General features: G+C 64.1%; 21 protein-coding genes. 6 read left to right on the top strand and 15 right to left on the bottom strand.

The window, feature by feature from the left end; genetic code table 11:
* Window positions 1–22: 22 nt before the first annotated feature.
* Window positions 23–1675, bottom strand: a complete 1653-nt coding sequence (gene pgm, locus C795_RS0106385; RefSeq protein ID WP_017792927.1) for a phosphoglucomutase (alpha-D-glucose-1,6-bisphosphate-dependent) — start codon at window positions 1673–1675, stop codon at window positions 23–25.
* A 53-nt stretch (window positions 1676–1728) separates the two neighbouring features.
* Between pgm and C795_RS0106380 the strand changes: the two genes are divergently transcribed.
* Window positions 1729–2517, top strand: coding sequence for an HAD-IIA family hydrolase (locus C795_RS0106380; protein ID WP_026139499.1), 789 nt, complete (start codon window positions 1729–1731; stop codon window positions 2515–2517).
* A 113-nt stretch (window positions 2518–2630) separates the two neighbouring features.
* Here the strand turns inward: C795_RS0106380 and C795_RS0106375 are convergent, their stop codons facing one another.
* From C795_RS0106375 to C795_RS0106365, 3 genes are read right to left on the bottom strand one after another with little or no spacing between them, the layout of a single operon-like run.
* On the bottom strand, window positions 2631–3410 hold the full coding sequence (locus tag C795_RS0106375) for a sulfite exporter TauE/SafE family protein (RefSeq protein WP_017792925.1): 780 nt from the start codon (window positions 3408–3410) through the stop codon (window positions 2631–2633).
* Window positions 3411–3467: 57 nt separating this feature from the next.
* Window positions 3468–5045, bottom strand: a complete 1578-nt coding sequence (locus tag C795_RS0106370; RefSeq protein ID WP_017792924.1) for a gamma-glutamyltransferase family protein — start codon at window positions 5043–5045, stop codon at window positions 3468–3470.
* Window positions 5046–5093: 48 nt separating this feature from the next.
* On the bottom strand, window positions 5094–5798 hold the full coding sequence (locus tag C795_RS0106365; protein WP_017792923.1) for a FadR/GntR family transcriptional regulator: 705 nt from the start codon (window positions 5796–5798) through the stop codon (window positions 5094–5096).
* 248 nt (window positions 5799–6046) lie between these two features.
* Here C795_RS0106365 and C795_RS16855 point away from each other — a divergent pair, with 248 nt between their 5' ends.
* Complete coding sequence (locus C795_RS16855) at window positions 6047–7714, top strand: peptide MFS transporter (RefSeq protein WP_083879147.1); 1668 nt, start codon at window positions 6047–6049, stop codon at window positions 7712–7714.
* A 37-nt stretch (window positions 7715–7751) separates the two neighbouring features.
* Here the strand turns inward: C795_RS16855 and pyrE are convergent, their stop codons facing one another.
* Genes pyrE through C795_RS15385 form a run of 3 tightly spaced genes read right to left on the bottom strand, consistent with a single transcriptional unit; the run spans window position 7752 to window position 10175 of the window.
* Entirely contained in the window at window positions 7752–8306 is a 555-nt protein-coding gene (gene pyrE, locus C795_RS0106345; RefSeq protein WP_017792919.1) for an orotate phosphoribosyltransferase, read from the bottom strand.
* Window positions 8307–8337: 31 nt separating this feature from the next.
* Window positions 8338–8958, bottom strand: coding sequence for an NADPH-dependent F420 reductase (locus C795_RS0106340; protein WP_017792918.1), 621 nt, complete (start codon window positions 8956–8958; stop codon window positions 8338–8340).
* A complete protein-coding gene (locus C795_RS15385; RefSeq protein WP_017792917.1) occupies window positions 8955–10175 on the bottom strand; it encodes an FAD-dependent monooxygenase in 1221 nt (406 codons plus the stop codon). Before C795_RS15385 ends, C795_RS0106340 begins: the two co-directional genes overlap by 4 nt.
* Before the next feature lie 299 nt (window positions 10176–10474).
* Between C795_RS15385 and C795_RS16275 the strand changes: the two genes are divergently transcribed.
* Window positions 10475–11275, top strand: coding sequence for a LysR substrate-binding domain-containing protein (locus C795_RS16275; protein WP_017792916.1), 801 nt, complete (start codon window positions 10475–10477; stop codon window positions 11273–11275).
* A gap of 80 nt (window positions 11276–11355) precedes the next feature.
* On the opposite strand, the gene C795_RS0106325 is transcribed toward C795_RS16275, so the two are convergent.
* From C795_RS0106325 to lysA, 4 genes are all read right to left on the bottom strand, one after another.
* Entirely contained in the window at window positions 11356–12159 is an 804-nt protein-coding gene (locus tag C795_RS0106325; protein WP_017792915.1) for an amino acid ABC transporter ATP-binding protein, read from the bottom strand.
* A gap of 8 nt (window positions 12160–12167) precedes the next feature.
* On the bottom strand, window positions 12168–13151 hold the full coding sequence (locus tag C795_RS0106320) for an amino acid ABC transporter permease (protein WP_017792914.1): 984 nt from the start codon (window positions 13149–13151) through the stop codon (window positions 12168–12170).
* An 89-nt stretch (window positions 13152–13240) separates the two neighbouring features.
* Window positions 13241–14161, bottom strand: a complete 921-nt coding sequence (locus C795_RS0106315) for an ABC transporter substrate-binding protein (protein ID WP_017792913.1) — start codon at window positions 14159–14161, stop codon at window positions 13241–13243.
* A 109-nt stretch (window positions 14162–14270) separates the two neighbouring features.
* On the bottom strand, window positions 14271–15581 hold the full coding sequence (lysA, locus tag C795_RS0106310) for a diaminopimelate decarboxylase (protein WP_017792912.1): 1311 nt from the start codon (window positions 15579–15581) through the stop codon (window positions 14271–14273).
* An 83-nt stretch (window positions 15582–15664) separates the two neighbouring features.
* Here lysA and C795_RS0106305 point away from each other — a divergent pair, with 83 nt between their 5' ends.
* Both C795_RS0106305 and C795_RS0106300 read left to right on the top strand, forming a co-directional pair.
* Window positions 15665–17323 (top strand): PucR family transcriptional regulator, encoded by a 1659-nt coding sequence (locus C795_RS0106305; protein ID WP_017792911.1) that lies wholly within the window; start codon window positions 15665–15667, stop codon window positions 17321–17323.
* Between the two features lie 20 nt (window positions 17324–17343).
* Complete coding sequence (locus C795_RS0106300; RefSeq protein ID WP_232225448.1) at window positions 17344–18171, top strand: Sir2 family NAD-dependent protein deacetylase; 828 nt, start codon at window positions 17344–17346, stop codon at window positions 18169–18171.
* A 5-nt stretch (window positions 18172–18176) separates the two neighbouring features.
* Here the strand turns inward: C795_RS0106300 and C795_RS0106295 are convergent, their stop codons facing one another.
* The 3 genes from C795_RS0106295 to C795_RS0106285 all read right to left on the bottom strand — a co-directional run bounded on the left by C795_RS0106295 (window position 18177) and on the right by C795_RS0106285 (window position 21645).
* Window positions 18177–19550 carry an FAD-dependent oxidoreductase gene (locus C795_RS0106295; protein WP_026139497.1) on the bottom strand — a complete coding sequence of 458 codons (1374 nt, stop codon included), beginning with the start codon at window positions 19548–19550 and terminating at the stop codon, window positions 18177–18179.
* Window positions 19551–19624: 74 nt separating this feature from the next.
* Window positions 19625–20638, bottom strand: coding sequence for a polyprenyl synthetase family protein (locus C795_RS0106290; protein WP_017792908.1), 1014 nt, complete (start codon window positions 20636–20638; stop codon window positions 19625–19627).
* 41 nt (window positions 20639–20679) lie between these two features.
* Window positions 20680–21645, bottom strand: coding sequence for a class I SAM-dependent methyltransferase (locus tag C795_RS0106285; RefSeq protein WP_017792907.1), 966 nt, complete (start codon window positions 21643–21645; stop codon window positions 20680–20682).
* Window positions 21646–21747: 102 nt separating this feature from the next.
* On the opposite strand from C795_RS0106285, the gene C795_RS0106280 reads away from it, so the two are divergent.
* Window positions 21748–23043 carry an isochorismate synthase gene (locus tag C795_RS0106280; RefSeq protein WP_017792906.1) on the top strand — a complete coding sequence of 432 codons (1296 nt, stop codon included), beginning with the start codon at window positions 21748–21750 and terminating at the stop codon, window positions 23041–23043.
* 15 nt (window positions 23044–23058) lie between these two features.
* Here the strand turns inward: C795_RS0106280 and C795_RS0106275 are convergent, their stop codons facing one another.
* Window positions 23059–23967 carry a PPK2 family polyphosphate kinase gene (locus C795_RS0106275; RefSeq protein ID WP_017792905.1) on the bottom strand — a complete coding sequence of 303 codons (909 nt, stop codon included), beginning with the start codon at window positions 23965–23967 and terminating at the stop codon, window positions 23059–23061.
* Window positions 23968–24000 lie beyond the last annotated feature (33 nt).

The raw sequence follows: 24000 nt of genomic DNA, 5'->3' as shown, positions 1-24000 counted from the left end.
AACGCGGATTGCGAAGTTGACCCTACGCCCCGAGCACCCGCTCCACGAGCGCCTGCGCCTCACGCTGCACGAGCGCGAGGTGCTGCTCGCCCTTGAACGACTCAGCGTAAATCTTCATGACGTCTTCGGTGCCCGAGGGGCGAGCCGCGAACCAGGCGTGCTCGGTCTGCACCTTGAGCCCCCCGATCTTCGCCCCGTTACCCGGCGCCGCGGTGAGGATCGCCGTGATCGGATCCCCCGCGAGCTCGGTCGCCGTGACGTCCTCGGCCGCGAGTGCACCCAGCGCAGCCTTTTGCGCCGGCGACGCGGCTGCGTCAATGCGCGCATAGGCGGGTTCTCCGAATCGATCGGCCAGCTCCCGATACCGCTCAGATGGGGTCTGCCCCGTGACCGCCAGAATCTCGGCAGCGAGCAACGCCAGCAAGATGCCGTCTTTGTCGGTGCTCCATGCGGTGCCATCGAAGCGCTGGAACGATGCCCCCGCGCTCTCCTCACCGCCAAACACCACGCTGCCGTCAGACAGCCCCGGCACGAACCACTTGAATCCGACGGGCACTTCCAACAGGGTGCGACCGTGAGCGGCAACCACCCGGTCGATGAGCGCCGACGACACGAGTGTCTTGCCAATACCGGCGGTCACGGGCCAGTCGGGTCGGTGCTGCAGCAGGTAGTCAATCGCCACCGCAAGGTAGTGATTGGGGTTCATGAGGCCGGCGTCCTTCGTAACGATGCCGTGGCGGTCGGCGTCAGCATCGTTGCCGGTAACAATGGGGAAGTCGTCGCGGTACTCCGTGACTGTCGACATCACATGGGCCGACGACGGATCCATGCGAATCTTGCCGTCCCAGTCGAGGTGCATGAACCCCCACTGAGGGTCGACGCCCGGCCCGAGCACGGTCAGGTCGAGATCGAAGCGGTCCCGGATCGCTGCCCAATACGCCACGCTCGCGCCACCCAGCGGATGCGCCGCCATGCGCACGCCCGCGTCGCGGACCGCATCGACGTCGATCACATCGCCGAGCGACTCAACGTACTCGCCGAGAAAGTCGTAGCGTCCGACTGGTGCGCCGTCGACCTCACCGCGGCCGTCCCGCGGCACCCAGGCGACGCCATGCTCGAGCAGCTCGTTGGCTCGCGCCGCGATCCAGTCGGTTGCGTCGGTGTCCGCGGGGCCGCCGTGGGGTGGGTTGTATTTGATCCCACCGTCCGAGGGCGGGTTGTGGCTCGGGGTCACGATGATGCCGTCGGCGCGGTGCGGATCATCCGCAGCACGGCCACGGTTGTGGGTGAGAATCGCGTGACTGAGCGCGGGAGTCGGCACGAACAACTCATCACCCGATCCGGATCGCGCGAGCACGTGCACCCCGGCCCCTGAGAGCACCTCGCGTGCGGTCAGCTCGGCGGGCAGCGACAGCGGGTGCGTATCCGCACCGATAAACAACGGGCCTTCGATGCCCTGCGCCGCGCGGTACTCGGCAATCGCCGCGCAGATGGCAACAATGTGCGCCTCGTTGAAGGAGTGCTTCAGCGACGAGCCGCGATGGCCAGAGGTGCCGAAAACGACCCGCTGCGCAGGGTCCGTGGGATCCGGAACCTCATCAAAATACGCGGTAACCAGCGCCTCGACATCAATCAGATCCTCGCCGCTCGCCGGCCGCCCTGCTCGCTCATGCATAAATCTAGTCTGCCAGTAACACGCGGTTCACACACCCCGGCTACGCTGAAGGCATGACGCATGTAGAGCCCCACCTTCGCCGCGAGACGATCGAATGCTGGTTGACCGACATGGACGGCGTGCTGGTGCACGAGAACCAGGCAATTCCCGGCGCCTCCGAGCTGCTTGAGCACTGGCGTGACACCGAGACGCCCTACCTCGTGCTCACGAACAATTCGATCTTCACGGCGCGCGACCTCAGCGCGCGCCTCGCGGCGAGCGGCATCGACGTGCCCGAGGACCGTATTTGGACGAGCGCGCTCGCGACCGCCGCGTTCCTGAAGCAGCAGAAGCCAGGCGGTTCGGCCTACGTCGTCGGCGAGGCCGGCCTGCACACCGCGCTGCACGACGCGGGCTACATCATGACTGAATCGAACCCCGACTTCGTGGTGATCGGCGAGACCCGCAGCTACTCGTTTGAGGCGATCACGAAGGCGATCCGGCTCATTATCGCCGGTGCCCGGTTCATCTCGACCAACCCTGATGCGACCGGGCCCAGCACCGAGGGGGTGCTGCCCGCGACCGGTTCGATCAACGCGCTCATTACGAACGCGACCGGCAAGATCCCCTATGTCGTGGGCAAGCCGAACCCGATGATGTTCCGCTCGGCGCTCAACAAGATCGGCGCGCACTCGCACAACACCGGCATGATCGGCGACCGCATGGACACCGACATTGTCGCTGGCATGGAGGCGGGCCTGCACACCGTGCTCGTCATGACCGGCATCGCCGACCAGGCCGAGATCGAGCGGTTCCCCTTCAGGCCCGACGAGGTGCTGAACTCGGTCGCTGACCTGATCTAGGGTTCTGGCCCAGCAGCTGCAAAAAATGCGCGGGGACTTCCGGTTAATGAGCTGTCATTAACGGAACTCCCCGCGCATTTTTGATCCGGATCAGTGGGCCCGGACGCCGCTCGCTATTTCGCGCGCTTCTTGAACCAGCGCACCATCATCTGGGCAAGGATGAAGACGAGGTAGAGCGAGAACGCGACGTTACCCCAGAACGGGTCAATCCAGCTGGCGAACAGCGAGCTAAACGGCACGAACACACACGCCGCCAACCCCACATAGGCGGCGGCTCTGAAGTCGACGTTCTGCCGACGCAAGTTGCCGAGCGTGCCCGAGATCGAGCCCGGGATCATCATGAGCAGCGACGTACCCTTCGCGACCAAGTCATTCGAGCCGAAGAAGAACATCAGCACGGGCACCACGACCACGCCACCGCCCACACCCAGCAGACCCGAAAGCACGCCGGTAATGAAGCCGGTTACAACGAGCAGCAGTGCGGTCCAGAAGGTCATGTCAATCTCGTCAGCGCGCTGAGGCACCACGAACCAGAGCATCACAATGACCACCGCGAGGAACACCATGAACGCCCACTGCACTACGTTGACGGGGAGCCTGTGCAACAGAAGCGCGCCCAGCTGCGCACCAATAATCATGCCAAGCGCTAGACAGATGGCAGCGATCCAGTCGACGTGCCCCTGGAGAGCATAGGTCGTCGCGCCCACGACCGCGGTCGGCAGAATAGCGAGCACCGACGTGCCCGCCGACAGCTTTTGCGGCATGGAGAGCCAGATGGCGAGCGCAGGCACGATGATCGTGCCGCCCCCAATACCAAAGAGTCCCGACAAGATGCCGCCTGCGATACCAATCAGGATCAGGAAAAATGCGCTGGGGCGGACCTCAGAGGTCATGAAGATACTTCTTTCGGTTGGTGCGAATGGAAATGCTTGTGCAGTTGCTGGCTGCCGCTACAGCGCCGCAGTCTGGCGTTCGTCGCGCGCTCCCTGAGCGCTGACGATGATCGCTGACCCGTCACTGCGGGGGTCACTTGCGGCGTCGTAGCCCGCGGAGGTCACGCGAATGAGGTTCGAGTGGCCCAGGTCCTCAGTGCGCGGCGGCACGATCTTAACCCTAAGCCCGGATCCCTCGAGCGCCGTGCGGGTTTCCAGCGGAACGTCTTCTTCCACCAGAATCGTGACGGTGCCATCGGCCGCAGGTTCTTCCACGATCCAGCGCGGGGCGTGTGTCGCCTCGTGCGGAGTGGCGCCCGCGAGCGAACGCAGCAGCAGCTGCGTGTGGATCTGCGGCTGCGCCGAGCCGCCCATTGTGGCGGGGACCCAGGCGAGTTCACCCTCGCGTTCGATCAGCACTGGCATCAACGTGTGACGCGGGCGCTTGCTCGGTTCGAACGCATTCGGTGCGTCGGCGTCGAGCGAGAACGACGTGCCGCGGTTCTGAAATAGGATGCCCGTGTCGGGGTCGAGGATGCCCGCCCCGAAGCCGTAGTAGACGGAGTTAATGAGCGAAATCGCCCACCCGTCTTCGCTGACCGCGCTCAACCCGACTGTGTCACCGCTCGGCTTGGGGACGCCCGGCTGCGGATGATCCGGAGCCTGCATCGCAATGAGATCAGCGCCGTTTGGTGTGCCGAACCCGGGGTCACCGAGGTGCGCCGCGCGCACCGCGTTCGCGGCGGCGAAGGCATGCGCGAGCTCGCCCGCGCCGGAGCCGAGCGGATCTTCGATGCCGTTCGCGATCTCCTGCAGCGCGCGCAGCAGCATGAAGCCTGAAGTGTTGGGCGGGCCAGTGATGACCCGGTGCTCCTCGAAGTCGGATTCGATGGGTTCATCCCACTGGGCGCTGTAGTTCTTGGCGTCCTCTAGGCTGAGCTTCGAACCGTGGGCCTGGAGGCCCGCAATCCAACGCCTTGCGAGCTCGCCCTCGTAGAATTCCTCCGAACCGCCGGTCGCGAGCGCGTCGAACGTCGCGGCGAGCGCGGGCTGTGTGAGCGTCTCGCCTTCAGCGAGGGGCTGACCGCCCGGGTAAAAAATCTCGCGAGCTCCGGGATCCTGTTCGAGGAAGGACCGCTCGTCGATCAGTGCCTGCGCCACCGACTTAGAGTTGGGGAAGCCTTCGCGGGCATAGTGGCGTGCGGCCTCAAAGTGGTCGGCCCAGGGCAACTTGGCGCCGATTTCGTGGAGGGAGTTCCAGCCGCAAACCCCGCCGGGCAGGCTCACGGAGTCGATGCCACGCAGGGGCAACTGCTCGCCGTGCTTCTCACGCAGCGCGTCAAGCGTCTGATCGGCTGCCGATGGGCCGGTTGCATTGAGGAAGTGAATCTTGCCTGAGGGGTCGCGCACGAGTGCCACCAGATCCCCGCCGAGCGCGACGTTATTGGGGTAGACGACGCAGAGCGTGGCGGCGGCTGCGAGCGCCGCGTCAATCGCGGTGCCGCCGGCATTGAGCGCGGCAGCCCCGGCCTCGGTGGCGAGGTAGTGCGAGGTGGAAATCGCGCCGCGGGGGTGGGTCTGGGTGTTGCTCGTCATGGTGTTACGGGCCCTCCATTGGGTTACTGAGAGATGTAGGAACGCGCGTCAGTTTGTTGCGCGGGCGATCTCATGGCTGATTGCGAGTACGTGGTCTCGCGCTTCCTGCTCGGCAAGGTCGCCATCGCCCCCCTCGATTGCTTCGAGAATGCGCCGGTGGGCCGCACTCGAAGCGGCTCGTCGCGCCTTGGTTTGGTACCGGCCGGCACGGCTGGGCGCGATCTGTTCAGCAATACGTTCGTTGATAAACGCAAGCAGGGGATTGTGCGCATACTGGGCGATGGCCTGATGGAATGCGCGGTCGAGCTCGGCGTACCGTTCTTTGGTGACGTCGCCCTCCATCGCCTCGACAAGCTCTCGCAACTGTGCGAGATCCCTCGTGGTGGCGCGCCCCGCCGTAATGCGGGCGATCGGGGGCTCAATGATTGCTCGGAGTTCCATGATGTCGTGCAGTTCAGGCTTCAGTGCAGCCATCTTCCCCAGAAGTTCGTCACCGACCCCAGCGCTCTCCCCCGGGCTCAGCACGATGGTTCCGCGGCCCGGCTTGCGATCGATGTGCCCGCGGTTCTCGAGCTCTCGCAGCGCTTCTCGGATGGAAGCTCGCGAGACCTTGAGATACTCAGCGAGCTCTCGCTCCGAGGGAAGCTTCTCCCCGACGCTTAGATGCCCTTCGAGAATCAACCGCTCAAGGTCGACCGAGAGCCGATCGGGCACGGAGAGCGAATCGGCTCTACCAAAGCTGTTCCAGTCCATCGCGTCCTTCCCTTACTTAATGTCGTCTGTGGCGCCAAGCATCTTCGGTCTTACCGACTCGCGCCGTTCAAGCTAATCACATATTAGTCCGACCAAAGACCTGCTTGTCACCAATGGCGACAGTTCGGCACAATCACGCAACTTGCAATTAAAAACCATTTCAAACATATTAACTTGGTCAGACGATCAAACTTGGTCTGTTGGGGGCAGGCTTTCACCCCCACTTCCCCGCACATCTCGGAGAATCAATGGCGAACACCCGGACCCCCACCCCTCAGCGCGCACCACGCGGCCACAAACCGTCATCACGCGTTGGCGAGACACGAGCACTCGGACTTGTCACCGAGGAGGCCCGCCCCAGCGGCCTCATCACTCTCGCGGGCACGGAGATGTGGGAGCGATTCAGCTTCTACGGCCTGCAAGCACTTCTCGCCTGCTATCTGTACTACTCGCTCGCAGACGGCGGGCTCGGCCTTCCCCAAGCGATTGCTCTTGGCATTGCAGGGTCATATGGTGGCCTGGTCTACATTGCCCAAATCGTGGGCGCATGGATTGCAGATCGGGTTCTCGCCCCCAGGCTGGTTGTCCTTATTGGCGGTGCAGCAATCATGCTGGGTCACCTCCTCCTCGCCTTTGTGCCTGACGTTGTCGGGCTCGTAGGCGGCTTGGCGCTCATCGTGATCGGCACCGGCGGCCTCAAAGTGAACACCTCAATGATGGTGGGCCAGCTATACCCCGAGGGCGGCGCAAAGCGCGATGCGGGCTACTCGATCTACTACATGGGAATCACCGTCGGCGCGTTCCTGGGCCCACTGCTCACCGGGATCCTTCACCAGCAGTGGGGTTTCCACGTCGCGTTTGGCGCCGCAGCTGCTGGCATGGCCGTCGGCCTTGTTCAGTATGCCGTCGGCATGCGGAAGCTTCCTGCGAGCACGGGGGTCGTCCCGAACCCGCTCAGCGCCCAAGCCCGAGTGGCGTGGACCGTCATCGCGGTCATCGCTTCGCTGATCACCGCACTGCTCATCTTGACCAGGGTCGTGAGCATCGACAACATCAGCAGCGTCGTAGCAATCGTCGTTGCCGCTGCAGCGGTCTTGATCTTCACAGCGCTGCTCACCAACCCCAAAGTCACTTTCAGCGAGCGACAGACCATCGTGCGCTACATCCCCATATTCCTCATGGGCCTCGTGTTTTGGACCCTTCTGTTCCAGCTCTTTACGGCCTTTACGGTCTATGCGGACACCAAGGTCAATCTCTCGGTGTTCGGCTTCACCGCACCCCCCTCGCTGATCGTCACCATTGAAAGCCTCTTCGTGGCCTTCATCACGGCCGCCCTTGCGCTGCTCTGGAGCCGTAGCCGAAACTTTCGCATGTCGTCTGTGTCGAAGCTCGTCTGGGGTGTAGTTTTCATGTCGCTCGGCGCCGCGGCCATCGTGCCTTTCAGCGTCGCCCCCCGGGGAATCGATGCCACTCGCCATTATTTTCGCGATCATGGTGCTCTTTGCACTGGGCGAAGCTCTCTTTGCGCCTGCCGCGCTTTCCGTTACCGCGGGCATGGCCCCGCGGGCAGCAAATGCTCAGATGACCGCTCTGTACTTCCTCACCATGGCGGGAGGCTCGACACTTGCCGGCTGGGTCGCGCAGGGTTATCAGCAGGGCGCCGAGGTGCAGTACTTCGGCACGGTGGCTGTGGCCGGTCTCATCGCAATCGCAGTTCTCGCCGTAGCCCTGAAGCTGATCACCAAGAGCCAACTCGCATCAAAGTAAATGTAGTTGAAGGGCGGCCCGATCCTCGGATTCACAGTACTGTCCGACCAGCCGAGCTCAGGATAACGTTCGGCAGCTCGTGCCGAAGATTGTGCACGTCTCACAGCAAAAGGCGGCGGGTGAGCATATGCTCACCCGCCGCCTTTTGAGTTGATCCGGCACGTTTGCCGGATCACACATCAATCACTACTGGGGCGCGAGCCCCAGGTCCTCGAGGCCGATCGCGAAGCGGTACTCGTAGCCCGCTTCCTCAATACGTGCCTTTGCGGGCGCCTGGCGGTCGACGACTACCGCGACAGCCACGACCTCGGCGCCGACCTTCTGCAGCGCCTCGATAGCGGCGAGCGGCGAGCCACCCGTCGTCGAGGTGTCCTCGACGACGACGACGCGCTTGCCGTCAAGATCCGGGCCCTCGACCTGGCGGCCGCGACCGTGGTCCTTGGGCTCCTTGCGCACGACGAACGAGTCGTACACCTTGCCAGCGGCCACACCCTGGTGCATGATCGCCGAGGCAATCGGGTCTGCACCCATCGTGAGCCCACCCACAGCGACGACGCCATCGATGTCGTCGATCAGGTCGAGCATGACCTGGCCGATCAGCGGTGCCGCACGGTGATCGAGCGACAGCTTGCGGAGGTCGATGTAGTAGGTGGCTTTCTTGCCACTGGTGAGCGTAAAGTCGCCGTGGAAGACGGCTTCGCTCTTGATGAGGTCGATGAGCTGTTCGCGCGCGGTGGTCATGCCTCAATTCTACCTGGCACGTAGGCCTCAGTTATTTGAGCAAGGTGAAGCCCGTTTCGTAGCTCGTCTTGCCGAGAGCAGCCATGATGATCTGCAGGAAGCCCATAGCCTCGAGCTCCCTCGCACGGGTCAGCGGGCCAACGTCTACTGCACGCATGCCTGCGGCTTCGATGAGCGATGTGACCGCGATCTTCGCGTCTGCGTAGTCGCCTGCGAACAGGACGGTCGTGGGCGTCGTACCGTTCGTGCCCGAGGCGAGCGTATCGCCGAGATTCACGTTGAACGCCTTCACGACTGAGGAGCCCTCGGGCAGCAGCTTGGCCAGCTCAGCGGCCGTCGAGGAGTCTGCCGGCGATTTCAGCTCATCGTAGGTCGAGAAGTCGATGGGGTTGCTAATGTCGATAACGACCTTCTTGCTGAGCTGATCCCGATAGTGCTCGAGAATGCTCGGGTAGGCCACGCTGGGAACAGCAAGCACCACGAGATCACCGGTAAGTTCATCGCCCAGCACGCCATATTCGAACCCGGGCCGGGCCGCCGACGGGCTGGTCGCGCTGCGCTTCACAATCTGAACGCCCGCCCCGGCGCGATCCGCGACCTCTGCAATTGCGGCGCCCATCTTGCCACTGCCAATAATGCTGATCGTTGTCATACGACTGAGATCCTCCTAAAACGGTTGAGTGCCTTCTCTGCGACCTTTTCCGCGTCATAGTCGAATACCGCGCTCCGGCGGAAGTCACGACCAACGCGAATATCAGCGTCACGCTTCTTCAGGTCGGCAAATTCATACTGCGCGTCAAACATGGCCCCTGACCTGCGCGAACCATTCTGCAGAATCGCCGTGCGCTGCATGCGGACGGCGGTATAACGCCGAAACGCCTCGGGAATGTCCGACACGTCGTCGGCCTCCGCAAGGAATGTCGCGAGGGCCATGCTGTCTTCAATCGCCTGGTTCACGCCCTGCCCCTGGTGCGGCAGCATCGTGTGGGCTGCGTCGCCGAGCAGCGTGATGGCCCCTCGCGACCAGTTGGTGAGGGGCTCGTGGTCGAAGAGCCCCCACCAGAAGGTCTTGTCGATCTGCTCGATGAAGTGCTGAAGCTTGGGGTCCCACCCATCACCGGCAAACTCGGCTGCGAGTTCACTTGTCTCGGCCGGGCCCGACCAGGGGCCGTTGAGGGGTCGGTCACTCGGAATACCGGCAACAAAGTTGAAAAGATTGCGCTGCTGCAGCGGATAGCACATGAAGTGGCGATTGTTGCCCATCCATACCTGGCTGATCATGGGCCAGCCCTCAGGCAGGCGAGATGCGTCGATGACTCCGCGGTAGACGATGTACCCGGAGTACACGGGCTCGAGATGTTGGTCCACGGCCTTGCGTACCACCGAGTGAATACCGTCTGCACCCACTACGGCGTCGAAGTCCTCGTGCACACCGTTGTCGAACTCGACCCGAACCCCCGACTCCAGCGCTTCAACAGACTTAAGGCGATGGCCGAGGCGAATCGTCTCGGGGTCGACTTCTCCGGCCAGCGCGTTGATGAGGTCCGGTCGATACATACCGACGTTCTGGTACTGCTTCGCCGAGTCTTCCCACGCCGCATCGGTGACCATGTTGCCCATGGAATCCAGATACACACCGTGCCCGTCAGGAACCGCTCCGAGCGCCTTGATCTTCTCGTAGACACCGAGTTTGTCGAGCACACGCGCCGCATTCGGTGCGACAGTAACACCCGCACCCACCTCGCCGAGCTTGCTGGCCTGCTCGAACACCGTGACTTGCACGCCGGCGATCCGGGTCAGCGCGATCGCAGCAGTGAGTCCGCCCATGCCGCCGCCGATGACCGCGATTCTAGTAGCCTGATTTGCCATTGTTTCTCCTTGCTGGACTGCGGCAGGAGGCCGTCGGTGCCCCTCGCGCCTGCCACCCCTTTCCGCGCGCGGGATAGGGCTGGCTACCTTCTCATCTTGGAGCCACTTCCTCTGCGTGTAAATCACAGTAATATGTGGTTGTTGTGCGGTTTAGCGAAAGAAGTTTCTCGACGAGGAGTCAGCCATGGTCGACGTGAGCCTGAGACAGCTTGAACTGTTCTCAGCCCTTCCAAATTTCACGACCCTCAGCGCCGCAGCGACCCATCTGCACATACTCGGAGTCTGCGCTGTCTCAGGCCGTGACCGGCATTGAAAGAGCCGTCGGCGAACAGCTGTGTGTGCGTCGCAAGGCCCGTGGCCTCACCCTCACCCCGGCGGGACAGAAGTTCGCCAAGCGCGCCCGCCAGATCGTCGCCGACACACAGGAACTGCTCCTCGGCATCGGTCCGGGGCAAGAGCTCCGAGGCCCGGTGAAGCTCGGCTGCTACTCGACGTTCGCCACGAACGTGGTGCCTGACCTGCTCGAAGGGTTCCCGAAGCGCTACCCCGGCGTGCACCTCGAGGTCACGGTGGGCACGAACGAGGAGCTGCTTGCTGCGCTCGACGCTGGCCATCTCGACGTGGCGCTCCTGTTTGATGTGACGCTGCCGGTCGGGTACCGACGCCGAGAGATCTACCCGACCGAGCTCGAAGTGCATCTGCACCCGGATCATCCGCTCGCCAAGGCCGCCTCCGTGGATCTCCCCGATCTCGCAAACGAGCCCTACATCCAGTACTACGCGACCCCCGGCACCGTCAATGTGCTGAGCGCCTTTGCCGCGCGAGGGCTCGAACCCAGCATCGAAGTCAGCGTTTCAGAGATCGGGCTCGTCGAGGCGCTCGTCGGCAGGGGTCTCGGCTATGGCCTCCTGATGTCACGGCCCAACAGGCTCCCAACGAGCCCCGAGGGTCGGCCCGTTGCGATCCGGCCCCTCGACCCGCCCGTCACGGTCTCGCACGTCGTGGGAATCTGGCCCGATGACATGGAGCTCACCCCGCGCGCATCAGCCCTGCTTGATTTCGCCCTCGAGAAGTTCGGCGGCTCGGGACCCGCTGGCTGACATGAGCACAAACAGTGCTACCCGGCGAGCCCGCAATGGGCTCACCGGGTAGCTACTTTTGCGCGCTGCTCCGGATCGCGTTACTTCACGCTCTCCAAGAAATTGCGCGTGCGCTGCCGTTGCGGGTTGCCCAGCACGTCCTCGGGAGGCCCGGCCTCGACCACCACTCCGCCATCCATGAACACGACCTGGTCTGCGACGCTGCGCGCGAACCCGATCTCGTGGGTGACCACGATCATCGTCATGCCGTCTCGGGCGAGCTCGCGCATCACGTCAAGCACGTCGCCAACAAGCTCGGGATCGAGCGCGCTCGTGGGCTCATCGAACAGCATCAGTTTCGGCTCCATGGCGAGCGCTCGCGCGATGGCAACGCGCTGCTGCTGCCCACCCGACAGCTGCGCGGGGTAGTGCCCGGCGAAGTTGGCGAGCCCCACTCGGTCGAGCAGGTCTAGCGCCCGCTTGCGCGCGGCCGACTTGCTGAGTCGCACCACCCCCACGGGGGCCTCGCAGACGTTCTCGAGCGCGGTCATGTGGGGAAACAGGTTGAAGCGCTGAAACACCATGCCAATGCCGCGCCGCTGCTTCGCGATCTGTCGCGGGGTCATCTCGTGGTTCTTGGTGCCTGCCTGACGGTATCCAATCAGTTCACCATCCACAATGATCCGGCCGCCGTCGATGGTTTCGAGGTGGTTGATGCATCGCAGCAGCGTGGATTTCCCCGATCCAGAAGGCCCCAGCAGCACCGTGACCGTCCCCGCTGGTACAGCGAGTGACACGTCGCGCAGCACCTCGTGCTGGCCGTAACTCTTGCGCACGCGTCGAATGTCAACGAGCGCATCCTGGGGGTTCCTCGGGGCCGACACCGCGGCCTTGCTCGTACTCATCAAGGTAGTCATGCCACTACACTCACAATCTCGGTTGGTGGGGCGGGCTGGGGGCCGGGCTTGCGCCGATCCATAGCGGCACGCACTCGCTGCCACGGCGTCTTTGGCAGATTGCGGCTACTGCCGCGGCCATAGCGCCGCTCAAGGTAGTACTGCGGCACCGACAGCACGCTCGTCATAAACAGGTACCAAATACTTACGACGAGCAGTAGCTCCACCTGCTTCAGGTTCGTCGACGAGATGACTGACGCCTGCGTGTACAGCTCCATGACCGCAATCACCGAGAGCAGCGACGTGTTCTTGAGCATCGAGATCAGCTCGTTGCCCATAGGCGGAATGATGACCCGCATCGCCTGCGGCAACAGCACTCGGCGGAACGTGTAGAGCGGCGACATACCCAGCGAGTAGGCGGCCTCTCGTTGTCCCTCGTCGACCGACATCATGCCGGCACGAACGATTTCGGATGAGTATGCTGCCTGGTTGAGCGTCAGGGCGAGCAGGCCGGCCACGAACGGGGTGACTAGCGAGTTCGTGTCCATCTGCCAGAACACCACATCGGTGAATGGGACTCCGAGGGTGATCTTGTCGAACAGAAGCCCCAAGTACCCCCACAGCACGATTTGTACCAGAACCGGGGTACCTCGGAAGGCCCACACGTAGAACCAGGCCACGCTCGAGAGCACGGGGTTTGATGCAAGCCGCATAGCCGCAATGATGATCGAGAGGATCGTCGAGACCACCATTGAAACCACGGTGATGACGAGTGTCAGCCAGACGCCCTCGAGGATGCGCGCGTCGAAGATAAACTCCCCGATCGTTGCGAAGTCGAGATTGGGGTTCGTGGCCACGACGTAAATGAAGCTCGCGAGCAGCGCCAGCACCGCGATGGCACTGATCCATCGCCACGGCCGCCGCAGCGGCACCGAAATGACATCGTCTTCTGTGGTCAACGGTTGCTGGTACGCAGGGTTTCCGGGGCGGCCACCGGGCACTGTGCTTCCTGGGGCAGACGTGGCGGCGTCCTCCGACACATCGTTGCTTCGCCGGCTCAGCGTGGCAGTTCCTGTCATTTCTTCTTTGCTCATGATGCGTCGGCTCCCTGGTTCACGGCTGCCTCGTCAACTGCATACGCGCCGATGTTGTTACGGTCGAGCACCTCCTGGTAGGTGCCTTCGGCGATGAGGGCTTGCAGGGCCTGGCGCACCGCCTCGGTGAGCTCGGTGTCGGTGTTCAGGATGCCGATGCCGCTAAACACCGGGTTGAACCCAGACGGGTTGATGGGGTCTCGCACAATGTCGAACGCGGCGCCGTCCTGGGTGGTGGCGACCACGTACTCGGTAACGACCGCGTCAGCAACGTAGGCCTGGCTCTTGCCCGCCCTCAGCGCAGTCTGCGCGTCCAGGTCACTCGGCAACTCCATCACCTTGACACCGCAGTCCATGGCCCGCAGCAGGTCGCCCTGCACCGTCGCCTTCTGGACAGACACGGTCAGCCCGCACAGGTCCTTCTGCGTCTTAATACCCTCGGGGTTATCCTTCTTCACCGCGACAGCAAATCCACCGTGGGTGTAGTCGACGAAGCTCAGCGTCTTCTGGCGCTCGGGGGTATCGTTCATGCCGCTCATGATGATGTCGTTCTTGTCGGCTTGCAGCGACGGAATCACCGAGTCAAACGCCTGCTTGTTGAGGGACACATCGACGCCCAGCTTCTGACCGATGAGGCGTGCGAGCTCTGGATCAAACCCGATCTCACGGTTCTTCTCGTCGTACATTGCCATGGGCGGGAATGGGATGTCGACGGCCACGTTGATGACTCCGGCATCGAGGATGTCCTGGGGCAGGAGCTTCGTGAGCTCGGCGTCCGTCGTGGTGCTGACCTCGTCACCCGTGGGGGTGTTGGGGCCGGCACCTGCGGATGCCGTGTCACCGCCGCCCGAGCAGCCGGTGAGCATGAGCGCGAGAGTCGCCGAGGCGGCGAGCAACATCAGGGGTGTCTTCTTCATCAGGTGTCCTTCGTCATTGGAGGGGAAGAGCGTGTGTGGTTGTGGTGGCGTGGCCGTTGTGGCCAGAATCTGGGCCGGGAGTTAGGGCCCCGGCCCAGTGGTCTCTCGTTTAGTACATCGCCGGTGCGTGCACGGCGAGGAGGTCGTCGTAGGTTTCGCGGCGGGCCACAAGGCGGGCCTCCCCGTCTGCTACGAACACGATGGCCGGCTTCAGCGCACCGTTGTAGTTGTTCGACATTGTGTAGGCGTAGGCGCCGGTGACGGGCATCACGACGAGGTCGCCCACGTGAGGTTCGGGGACCGCAGCGCCGTCAACGAGCAGGTCGCCCGACTCGCACTGGCGGCCGACGAGCTGCACCGATTCGGTCCAGGGCTCGTGGAGACGGTCTGCGATGATCGCTTCGTACCGCTGGTCGGTGAGGGCGATATCCATCTGGTCGGCGAGCCCACCGTCGATGGCGACGAAGACCTTGCCCGTGCGCTTGACCGAAACGACTCGGTACAGCGTGACCCCGGCACGGGCGACGATCGACCGGCCTGGTTCGATCATGATCTTGGATTCGGCCGGCAGGTGAGCACGCGCAGACTCCACGATTGAATCGAGGTACGCCTCGACGCTCGGGGCGTCCTCCTCATAGGTGTACTTCACCCCGAGGCCGCCGCCCACGTCGTAGGTCGCAAATGTGCCCACCGATGAGATGTTTTCAACGGCCTGTGCGAACTGGCGCGTGTTAAGAATCTGTGACCCGATGTGCAGGTGTACACCCTCGAAGTCGATGAGTGGGTGGGCACGCATGCGCTCGATAGCGCGAGCGGCCTGGTCCATCGGCAGCCCGAACTTCGAGTCGCTGCCCCCTGTGGCCTGCGACGCGTGCGTCTCGGCATCAACGCCGGGGATCACGCGCAGCAATACCTTCTGCGGGCGGCTGATCAACCGCTCGAGGCGAGCGATCTCGTCTTCGTTGTCGACGATGATCGTGCCGATGCCGGCTTCGAGCGCCATCTGCAGCTCTGCATCGGTTTTCGCGTTTCCGTGGAAATGCAGCCGAGCCGGGTCTACTCCCCCGGCCAGGGCCAGCTTGAGCTCACCCCCACCGGCGATGTCCACCGAAAGACCCTCTTCTTGCGCCAGCCGGTACATGCCTACGATCGGCAGCGACTTCGAAGCGAACAGCACCTCTGAGTTGGGCCAACGCTCACGCAACCCGTCGATGAAGCGCCTGATCTGGCGACGCAGCCCGACTTCATCCACGATGTGCAGCGGGGTGCCATAGGTTTCAGCCAGCTTGGCCACATCGACACCGCCGATAGCGAGGACACCCTCAGGCGTTGCACCCGATTCCTCGGGGAGCACATCCCAGAATTCTCCAAGTCGGGTGCCCTCGGGGGCAATCTGGTTGAGTGCATCAGTCATCTGCATGGCGTCTCCTATCGCGTCGTTGCGTCACAACCATACGTCGCAGGTCACTCGCATTTTTTGTAGTTTTCAGATAACTTGAGCGCATGAACGATGGTGTTTCCACAACGAGATTCGAGCGATCCGATGGCGAACCGCACAGTGAGCCGGCGCTCGAGTCCGTGCGTCTCAGCGAGCTCCTCACCACTATCGGCGAAAACGTCAGTGCCAGGATCGGGCCCGTTGAGCTCGCCCGCACGGTGCAGGGAGCAGAGTTCTACGATCCGTTTGATCCTCAACTCGACGACCAAGACATCCTGCTACTTGTGCCTTCTGTAGGGGACCCCAGCCCGGCCACACTCGAGCGGTTAGCAATGGATGCCTCCGCCATTGGCGCCCCCGCCGTCGCCATCAAATTTAGTGACGAGGCAATCGGACAGGTCACGGCGATGGCCGACAAATACAGTGTGTTGTTTTTGCGAGTCGCCGACCGAGTGGGCTGGCGTTATTTTGATGCGCTCCTCACGCACACCTTCGGTGAGCGTCGGCACAGTGAGGACGCACATCGAGACCGTGGCACCGAACCCCTCTTTGCCCTGGCGAACGAAATGGCGAGCTCGTTTGGCGGCTCGGTTGCCATCGAAGACCTCGGCCGACGCATCATCGCCTATTCCTCGGTGCCCGGGCAGCTCATTGACCCGCTACGCACCCAGGGAATCCTCACCCGCCGGGTACCCGATTCACCGTTCAATGACGATCAGTACCGCACTGTGCTCCGAGCGACCGCACCAATCAAGTATCCCCGCCTCGGCGACGAGGAACCACGCGTGGCCATCGCGGTGCGCGCGGGCACCCTGCCACTCGGCACCATCTGGGCCATTGACGCGTCTGGCCAGCCGGGCCTCTCGGAAGCCCAGCACGAGCTCATGCTCAGCTCGGCTACCGTTGCCGCTGCTCACATGCTTGACAACATTCAGGTGCGTAGGGCTACACAGATTCCGCGTGAGGCACGCTGCCGCACCCTGCTCGATGGGCATCAGGTCGCTGGGTCCGAACTCGCTGAGCTCGGCATCGCTGAAGAGCGTGGCGCGGCACTCCTCGCGTTTGCCCCCGGCAGTGACGAACACAGCACCGCGCTCTCACAGCTGCGATCGACAGTGCAGCGCCACCTATCACTGCACCATTCTGAGGTCGTCACGGTCACCAGAGGTGCTGGCGTCTACGCGCTCGTCACGCATGACCCCACTCGGCCGCTCGCCGACCTCGTCGAGCCGCTGCTTCCCATCGTCGATCGACTGATCGGGTCCGGCACCGTGGTGGCACTTCCCGGTGTCGCTCATCGGGCCAGCGCGGTCGCCGCGCTTCGCGAACTGGGCGATCGCCTGCTCGCCCTCGCCGCGGGCGACCCCAATTCATCGCAAGATGCCGATGCGACCCGCATTGCGACGGTTGACGAGCTGCGGCCCAGGCTCGTGTTCGAGCAGGCGGGGCACATGTTCGCAAACGCACCTGAGCTGCGCCACCCCCACGTCGCGGGTTTAGTACGGGATGCTCCAGAATTCGCCGAAACGATCGCTACCTGGTTCGCTCATTTTGGCAACATCGCCGGTACCGCCAGGGCTCTCGGCGTGCACGAAAACACAATTCGATATCGGCTTCGCAAGATCGAACACGATCACGATCTCCCGCTTGGCGACCCCGATATGATGCTGGCAGTGTGGCTCCAGCTGCGCTCAGACACCATAGGCCCGCAGCATTCCGCGTGAGCCACGATGTGGAGGCCACCGTGTCCGTTGATTCCAACACCATCGAACGCCTCGCCACCCTGCTCTCACACCATCCTGCGGCGGTGCTGACCGGCGCCGGGCTGTCGACGGACTCGGGTATTCCCGACTATCGCGGCGCGGGCACTCCGCCCCGCACGCCCATGAGCATCGGCCAGTTCATGAACGACATTGCGTACCGGCGCCGGTTCTGGGCCGGGGCGCGCGTCGGCACCGACCGCATGGCCGCACTCGCCCCCAATGCGGGGCATCTCGCGCTCGCGAGGCTCGAGATGGGCGGGCATGTCACGGGCGTTGCGACACAGAATGTTGACGGCCTACATCGCGCTGCCGGATCGCGCACCGTCGTCGAGCTCCACGGGCGCGGCAACGTCTCCAGATGCATCCGCTGCAATCGTGCCTATGACCGCGCCATGGTTTTGGCCGACTTCGACCGGCTCAATCCCGGATATGCCGAGGCCAACGCTGGCGCCGCGATCGCGCCCGACGGCGATGCCGCGGTCGGAGATATTGCAGGAGTCATCGTGCCCGACTGCCCCGAGTGCGGCGGCATTCTTCGCCCCGACGTCGTGTACTTTGGCGAAATGGTGCCGCGGCCCGTTTTCCAGGCGGCGGCCTCGCTCGTCGAGCATGCGGGCTCGCTGATCTTGGCCGGCACCTCGCTCACGGTCAACACCGGCATACGACTCGTGCACCGGGCCGAGCGGCGCGGCATTCCCGTTGTGGTGATCAACCGCGGCCCCACGCAGGTGGACGAGCGCGACTCAATCGCGTTGCGCATCGAGGGTGGTACGAGTGAGGTGCTCAACGCAGTCGCCGAGCACCTCTAGTCGAGTTATTCGCCGCGCGAGATGCGCGTCATCTCGTCGCGGGGCACAACCTTGATGCGCAGGCGGCCCTCGGCCTCACCGAGGGCGAGCTCGTGCTCATCGAGGCGGCGCCAGCCCTCCAGATCCGTGTAGGGCACGTTGCGCTCGGTGAGCAGCGCAGGGATAGCCTCGGTCTCGGGATACTCGGGGGTCCACCACGTGTCGCGGTCGGCCATGAGCGTCTCGAGCGTCTCCATGGCATCGGACTTCGTATGTCCAATGAGGCCGATGGGGCCGCGCTTGATCCAGCCTGTGGCGTAGACGCCGGGAATCTGCTTGCCCTCGAGGTTCTTGACCCGACCCTGATCGTTGGGGATCACGCCGCGGTTCTCGTCGAAGGGGATTTCGTCGACCGGTGAGCCGAAGTATCCGATTGCGCGGTACAGCGACTGCATCGGGATGATCTCGAACTCGCCGGTGTCGATGACGCCGCCCTCGCCGTTCGGGGCGGTGCGCTCGATCTTGAGGCCGGTCACGCGGCCATCTTCGGTCACGACCTCAACGGGCTTTGACCAGAAGTGCAGGTGCAGCTTGCGCGACGCGCTCTCGCCTGCCGCCTCGCGCTCCTGCTGATCCTTGCGCCACTTGTCCATGATGCGCGTCATCACGAGCACCTGCTTGTTCTTCGCGAGCACCTCGTCAGCGTAGGGGTCTTCGCGGTCGAAGTCGCTCTCGTCGATCACCATGTCGACGTCTCGCAGCTCACCGAGCTCGCGCAGCTCGAGCGGCGTGAACTTGACGTACTTGGGGCCGCGGCGGCCGAAGAGGTGCAGCTCTTCGATCGGGCTGCTTTTGAGCCCGTCGTAGACGTTTTGCGGAATCTCGGTGGGCAGCAAATCGTCAGCGTGCTTGATCAGCATGCGCGACACATCGAGCGCGACGTTGCCGTTGCCGATCACTCCTACCGACTGTGCCTCGAGCGGCCAGGTGCGGGGTACGTCGGGGTGGCCGTCGAACCAGCTCACGAAATCTGCAGCACCGTACGAACCCTCGGCGTCCACACCCGGGATCGTGAGCGAGGCATCACGGATCGCCCCGGTCGAGAAGATCACCGCGTTGTAGTGCTGCTTCAGGTCGTCGAGAGTGATGTCTTGCCCGTATCGCACGTTGCCGAAGTAGCGCACGCTGCCGCTGTCGAGCACGTCGCGCAGGGCGTTGATGATGCCCTTGATGCGCGGGTGGTCGGGTGAGACGCCGTAGCGCACGAGGCCATACGGTGCGGGAAGCTGCTCGAAGAGGTCAATCTCAACCTCGAAGTCGCGCTCCGCCTTCTGCAGCAGGTCAGCGGCATAAATGCCCGCCGGGCCAGCTCCAACAATTGCCAGTCGCATAGTTTCCATCGTTTCAGTCAGTTCCTTCCATTCCCGAAACGGAATAAGTTAGTGGGGCACAGCCCCGTGGCCTACTGAGGAAATTAGCCCTCGCGGTTGACGATCGAATCGGCCATGCGCTCGAGCGCACGCTTAACCGAAGACTTGGGCAGCACGTCGAGTGCCGCGACCGCGTCAGTGGCCCAGCGCCGTGCAGTTTCCTCGGTCTCCCGGGTGACTTCGTGCTCACGCAGTGCGGTGACCTCGGGGTCGAGCACCGACGGGTCCGCACCGTCGGCGATGGCGGCGACGCCAGCGTCGATGCGTGCCAGCAGTTCGGCATCAGCGGCGTTGCCTGCAGCTGCCCGCTCGCGCAGCAGCAATAGCGGCAGCGTCGCGACGCCCGCGCGCAGGTCGGTGCCCGCACGCTTGCCGGTCTGCTCCTTCTTGGGAGACAGGTCGATGACGTCGTCGACGAGCTGGAAGGCGACGCCGATGCGCTCGCCGTACTCCATCACGGCGTCAGCGTATTCGGCGGGAGCACTGCTGAACATGACGCCCATACGGGCGGCCGTCGCGATCAGGGCACCGGTCTTATCGGCGAGCACCTGAATGTAGTGCGGGATCGGGGCCTCATCGGGCTGCGGGCCGACCGTCTCGTGCAGCTGGCCCAGGCACAGCCGTTCGAAGGTGCGCGCCTGCAGCAGAATCGCTTCCTCCCCCATGCCCGAAACCAGCGTCGAGGCGCGAGCAAACAGCAGGTCTCCCGCGAGGATCGCGACGGAGTTCGACCACACGGTCTGCGTGGCGGGTACACCGCGCCGCAGCTTCGCGTCGTCCATGACATCGTCGTGGTACAGCGAGGCCAGGTGGGTCATCTCGACGGCCTGCGCGGCGCGGCGCACCAGCTCGTTCGGACCTTCGCCCAGCTCGCTCGTGAGCAAAGTCAGCATGGGGCGAATGCGCTTGCCGCCGGCCTCCATGAGGTAGCGTGCTGGCGCATCGGCCACCGGCGACGCAAAGTCGAGGTGCGTCATCAGCTCGGCCTCAATGAGCTCGAGCTGCTCCTGCAACGCCTTCGCGTGGCGGCGGTCCTGCGCCCCCTGGAAGAGCCGCATAGGCAGCGCCTGAGTAGCGGTATCGGCGGCACTAGGTCGAATCACTTGGCGTCTCCGGCGTTCGAGGGCTTGGCCGCTGGCTTCGCGGCTGACTTGGTTGCTGCAGGCTTGGCCGCGGCAGCGGGCTTCTTATTCGCTGCGGGCTTCGCCGCAGTAGGCTTCGCTGCCGCAGGCTTCTTCGCGGCGGCAGGCTTCTTGGCCGCAGCGGGCTTCTTCACGGCGGCAGGTTTATTCGCAGGCGTCTCGGCGGGCTTGACGGCCAGTGCGGGCTCCGAGGGCTTCACTTCAGCCTTCGGCACGAAACCGCGGTGCAGCGCCACAATGCCAAAAGTGAGGTTGCGATAGGCAACCCGCTCGAGACCCGCTTCGCGCAGCCACGAGGCGAGCTCGTCCTGTGCCGGCCACGCTTCGATCGACTCATTGAGGTACTTGTATGCACCCGCGGCTTCCCGGTTGATCACGCCCGCGATGCGTGGCAGCACGTGCTTGCCGTACCAGGCGTAGGGTGCACGCACGGCAGTGGCGGGAGGCGTCGAGAACTCCGCAATCACCACGCGACCACCGGGCTTCACGACCCGTCGCATCTCGGCGATCGCCTTGCGCGGATCATTCACGTTGCGCAGACCGTACGAAATCGTTGCGGCGTCAAACGTGTCGTCGTCAAACGGCAGCTGCGTCGCGTCGGCCCACACGAACTCAATGAGGTCGTTGCCCGCGTGGCGCTTGCGCCCCTCGGCGAGCATCCCCTCCGAGAAGTCAGCGGCGACGACGTGCGCGCCGTGAGCCGCGAGTGCGGCCGAAGAAGTGCCGGTGCCGGCTGCGAGATCCAGAATGCGCATGCCCTTGCGGGGGCCTATCGCCTTCGTGGTGGCGATGCGCCAGAGGCGGTCGTTACCCACCGTCAGCACGTCGTTGATCAGGTCGTATCGAGGGGAAACCTCGTCGAACATGGCCGAAACTTCGTCGGCGTGCTTTGTCGTGGTGTCTGGGCGAGTCACGTGCTCCATGCTATCCCGTGTTTCCGCGCGCGAGCTGGCCGCCACCTTGTGCCCAGGCCGCACGGGTAGATTAGAGGGGTGTCAACACCCAGCACACCCCGTCTTCACGCGGTGACACGTCCTCTTGCTAGCGGCGTCGATCTGCTGCCACTCGCCGACCCCACCGCGCCCCTCGCCTGGCTGCGTGGCGACCGTGGTGCCGTCGGAATCGGCGAGGCGCTGCGCCTCACCTTTCGCGGCCCGAACCGGTTTCGCGACGCGGCCGAGACCTGGCGTCGCGTCACCGATGCCGCCATCATCGATGACCCCGTCGCCGTACCCGGTTCGGGGCTCGTCGCTTTTGGCGCCTTCGCGTTTGCCGACGGCAGCGCCACCGAGAGCACTCTCATCGTGCCGCGCACCCTGGTGGCGCAGCATCGCGACGTGTGGTGGGTAACGACCGTACGCGAGCTCGCGCACGAGCAGGCCAATGCGGCGGCGGGCGCTGATCCGGATCAGCCCGCAGCCGAGCAGCCCACCCCTGAATTGCCCGAGGCCGTTGAGACCGGGGACTGGCCGGGCGTCGAATTTGCCGATCTGACCTCGCAGACTGCGCCGAGCGTGCAGGCCTATCTCGCGAGCGTGGCCGAGGCCGATGCGCGCATCGCGCGCGGCGAGCTCGAGAAGATCGTCATCGCGCGCCAGGTGCACGGGTCGCTCGCGGCCGGCGCCGACGTGCGCACCCCGATTGCGCGGCTAGCAGAGCGGTATCTGGACTGCTGGACCTTCGCGGTAGACGGCCTCATTGGTGCGAGCCCCGAGACACTCGTCCGTTCGACGGGCGGTAGCGTGTCAGCGCGCGTACTCGCGGGTACGCGCGGGCGGCATACGGAGAGCACGGCACGCGACGACCGCGCACGCGACGAACTCCTCACGAGCGCGAAAGAGCAGCACGAACACGCGTTCGCAGTGCAAAGTGTCGTGACCGCGCTCGCGCCGCACGTCACGGACCTACGCACGAACGAGGAGCCGTTCGCACTCGAGCTGCCCAATGTATGGCATCTGGCGACCGATCTGGGAGCAACCCTCGGGGAAGCCGGATCATCGCTCAGCCTGGTGGATGCGCTGCATCCGACGGCGGCGGTCGCTGGCACCCCCACCCGCGACGCCATTGATGCCATTGACGAGCTCGAACCGTTCGACCGTGGCCGTTACTCGGGTGCGGTGGGTTGGATCGACCATGCGGGGGACGGCGAGTGGGCGATCGCCCTGCGCTGCGCGCAGCTCGCGGACGTCGACCCCACCACCGGCGCTCGTGCCGTGGTCGCGAGCGCCGGCGGCGGCATCGTCGCAGGGTCTGATCCCTCGGGTGAGCTGCGCGAAACGGTGTCGAAGTTTCGCCCCGTCACGGAGGCGTTCGCCAAGTAGCCTGACGCAGCCGCGCTAGGGCCAGCGCAGCTCGCGCGTCGCATTGAGCCGCGAAATTTCTTCACTCACGTCGTACTCGGCGGCTGGCCAGTGGAGATTGAGCTTTTCTAGCTCCATCAAGACGATGCGCTGCACCGCAACCCGGGCGTACCACTTCTCGTTGGCCGGCACGACGTGCCAGGGTGCGTGGGGCGTGTTCGTGCGGTCGATCGCGATCTGAAACGCTTCCATATAGTCGCTCCATCGCGACCGCTCGCTGGTGTCACTCGGGCTGTACTTCCACAGCTTGTGCGGGGTATCCAGCCGGGCCGCAAGCCGACGGTACTGCTCATCGGGCGAGATATGCAGCATGATTTTCACGATCCGCACGCCGTCGTCCGTGATCCGGTGCTCGAAATCATTGATTGCGCCGTACCGGCGCTCGATCTCCTCGGGCGGCGCAAGCTGGTGCACGCGCTGCACGAGCACATCCTCGTAGTGCGAGCGGTCGAACAGGCCGATGCTGCCTGGCGCGGGGACGTGAGGCTCCACTCGCCACAGAAAGTCGTGCGCGCGTTCCTGGGCCGTTGGCGCCTTAAACGCGGTGAGTTCGAGTCCGTAGGGCTCGAGCCCGCCGAAGACATGGTTGACAAGCCCGCCCTTGCCAGCGGCATCCATCGCCTGCAGCACCACGAGCACGCGGTCTCGCGAGCCCGTCCAACTCAACGCGTAGAGTTGTTCTTGCAGCTCCCGCATATGTTGGGTGGCGCGATCTAGCTCCGATTGGCCCTCGCCTTTGGTGCCGGCCGTGCCGAGGGTAGCGGAGGGGTCGATATCTCTCAGGTCGAACCCCGGTCCCACGCGCAATAGGTCAGCGACATCGTGCTGCCAAAACCTGTCGGTCGATGTTCGACCGCCGATTTCCTGTTCGAGTGCGTGCGTCATTGCGACCTCCCTGTTAGCGGGATCAGCCTATCG

Origin of the sequence: Leucobacter salsicius M1-8 (assembly GCF_000350525.1) — a bacterium.
Classification (GTDB): Bacteria; Actinomycetota; Actinomycetes; order Actinomycetales; family Microbacteriaceae; genus Leucobacter; species Leucobacter salsicius.
This window is presented reverse-complemented; position numbering and strand designations above follow the sequence as displayed.

What these genes read in the sequence shown, in the direction of transcription:
- pgm (WP_017792927.1), bottom strand. Translation starts at nt 1,675, where the DNA reads ATGCATGAGCGAGCAGGGCGGCCGGCGAGCGGCGAGGATCTGATTGAT.
- C795_RS0106380 (WP_026139499.1), top strand. Translation starts at nt 1,729, where the DNA reads ATGACGCATGTAGAGCCCCACCTTCGCCGCGAGACGATCGAATGCTGG.
- C795_RS0106375 (WP_017792925.1), bottom strand. Translation starts at nt 3,410, where the DNA reads ATGACCTCTGAGGTCCGCCCCAGCGCATTTTTCCTGATCCTGATTGGT.
- C795_RS0106370 (WP_017792924.1), bottom strand. Translation starts at nt 5,045, where the DNA reads ATGACGAGCAACACCCAGACCCACCCCCGCGGCGCGATTTCCACCTCG.
- C795_RS0106365 (WP_017792923.1), bottom strand. Translation starts at nt 5,798, where the DNA reads ATGGACTGGAACAGCTTTGGTAGAGCCGATTCGCTCTCCGTGCCCGAT.
- C795_RS16855 (WP_083879147.1), top strand. Translation starts at nt 6,047, where the DNA reads ATGGCGAACACCCGGACCCCCACCCCTCAGCGCGCACCACGCGGCCAC.
- pyrE (WP_017792919.1), bottom strand. Translation starts at nt 8,306, where the DNA reads ATGACCACCGCGCGCGAACAGCTCATCGACCTCATCAAGAGCGAAGCC.
- C795_RS0106340 (WP_017792918.1), bottom strand. Translation starts at nt 8,958, where the DNA reads ATGACAACGATCAGCATTATTGGCAGTGGCAAGATGGGCGCCGCAATT.
- C795_RS15385 (WP_017792917.1), bottom strand. Translation starts at nt 10,175, where the DNA reads ATGGCAAATCAGGCTACTAGAATCGCGGTCATCGGCGGCGGCATGGGC.
- C795_RS0106325 (WP_017792915.1), bottom strand. Translation starts at nt 12,159, where the DNA reads ATGAGTACGAGCAAGGCCGCGGTGTCGGCCCCGAGGAACCCCCAGGAT.
- C795_RS0106315 (WP_017792913.1), bottom strand. Translation starts at nt 14,161, where the DNA reads ATGAAGAAGACACCCCTGATGTTGCTCGCCGCCTCGGCGACTCTCGCG.
- lysA (WP_017792912.1), bottom strand. Translation starts at nt 15,581, where the DNA reads ATGCAGATGACTGATGCACTCAACCAGATTGCCCCCGAGGGCACCCGA.
- C795_RS0106305 (WP_017792911.1), top strand. Translation starts at nt 15,665, where the DNA reads ATGAACGATGGTGTTTCCACAACGAGATTCGAGCGATCCGATGGCGAA.
- C795_RS0106295 (WP_026139497.1), bottom strand. Translation starts at nt 19,550, where the DNA reads ATGGAAACTATGCGACTGGCAATTGTTGGAGCTGGCCCGGCGGGCATT.
- C795_RS0106290 (WP_017792908.1), bottom strand. Translation starts at nt 20,638, where the DNA reads ATGCGGCTCTTCCAGGGGGCGCAGGACCGCCGCCACGCGAAGGCGTTG.
- C795_RS0106285 (WP_017792907.1), bottom strand. Translation starts at nt 21,645, where the DNA reads ATGGAGCACGTGACTCGCCCAGACACCACGACAAAGCACGCCGACGAA.
- C795_RS0106275 (WP_017792905.1), bottom strand. Translation starts at nt 23,967, where the DNA reads ATGACGCACGCACTCGAACAGGAAATCGGCGGTCGAACATCGACCGAC.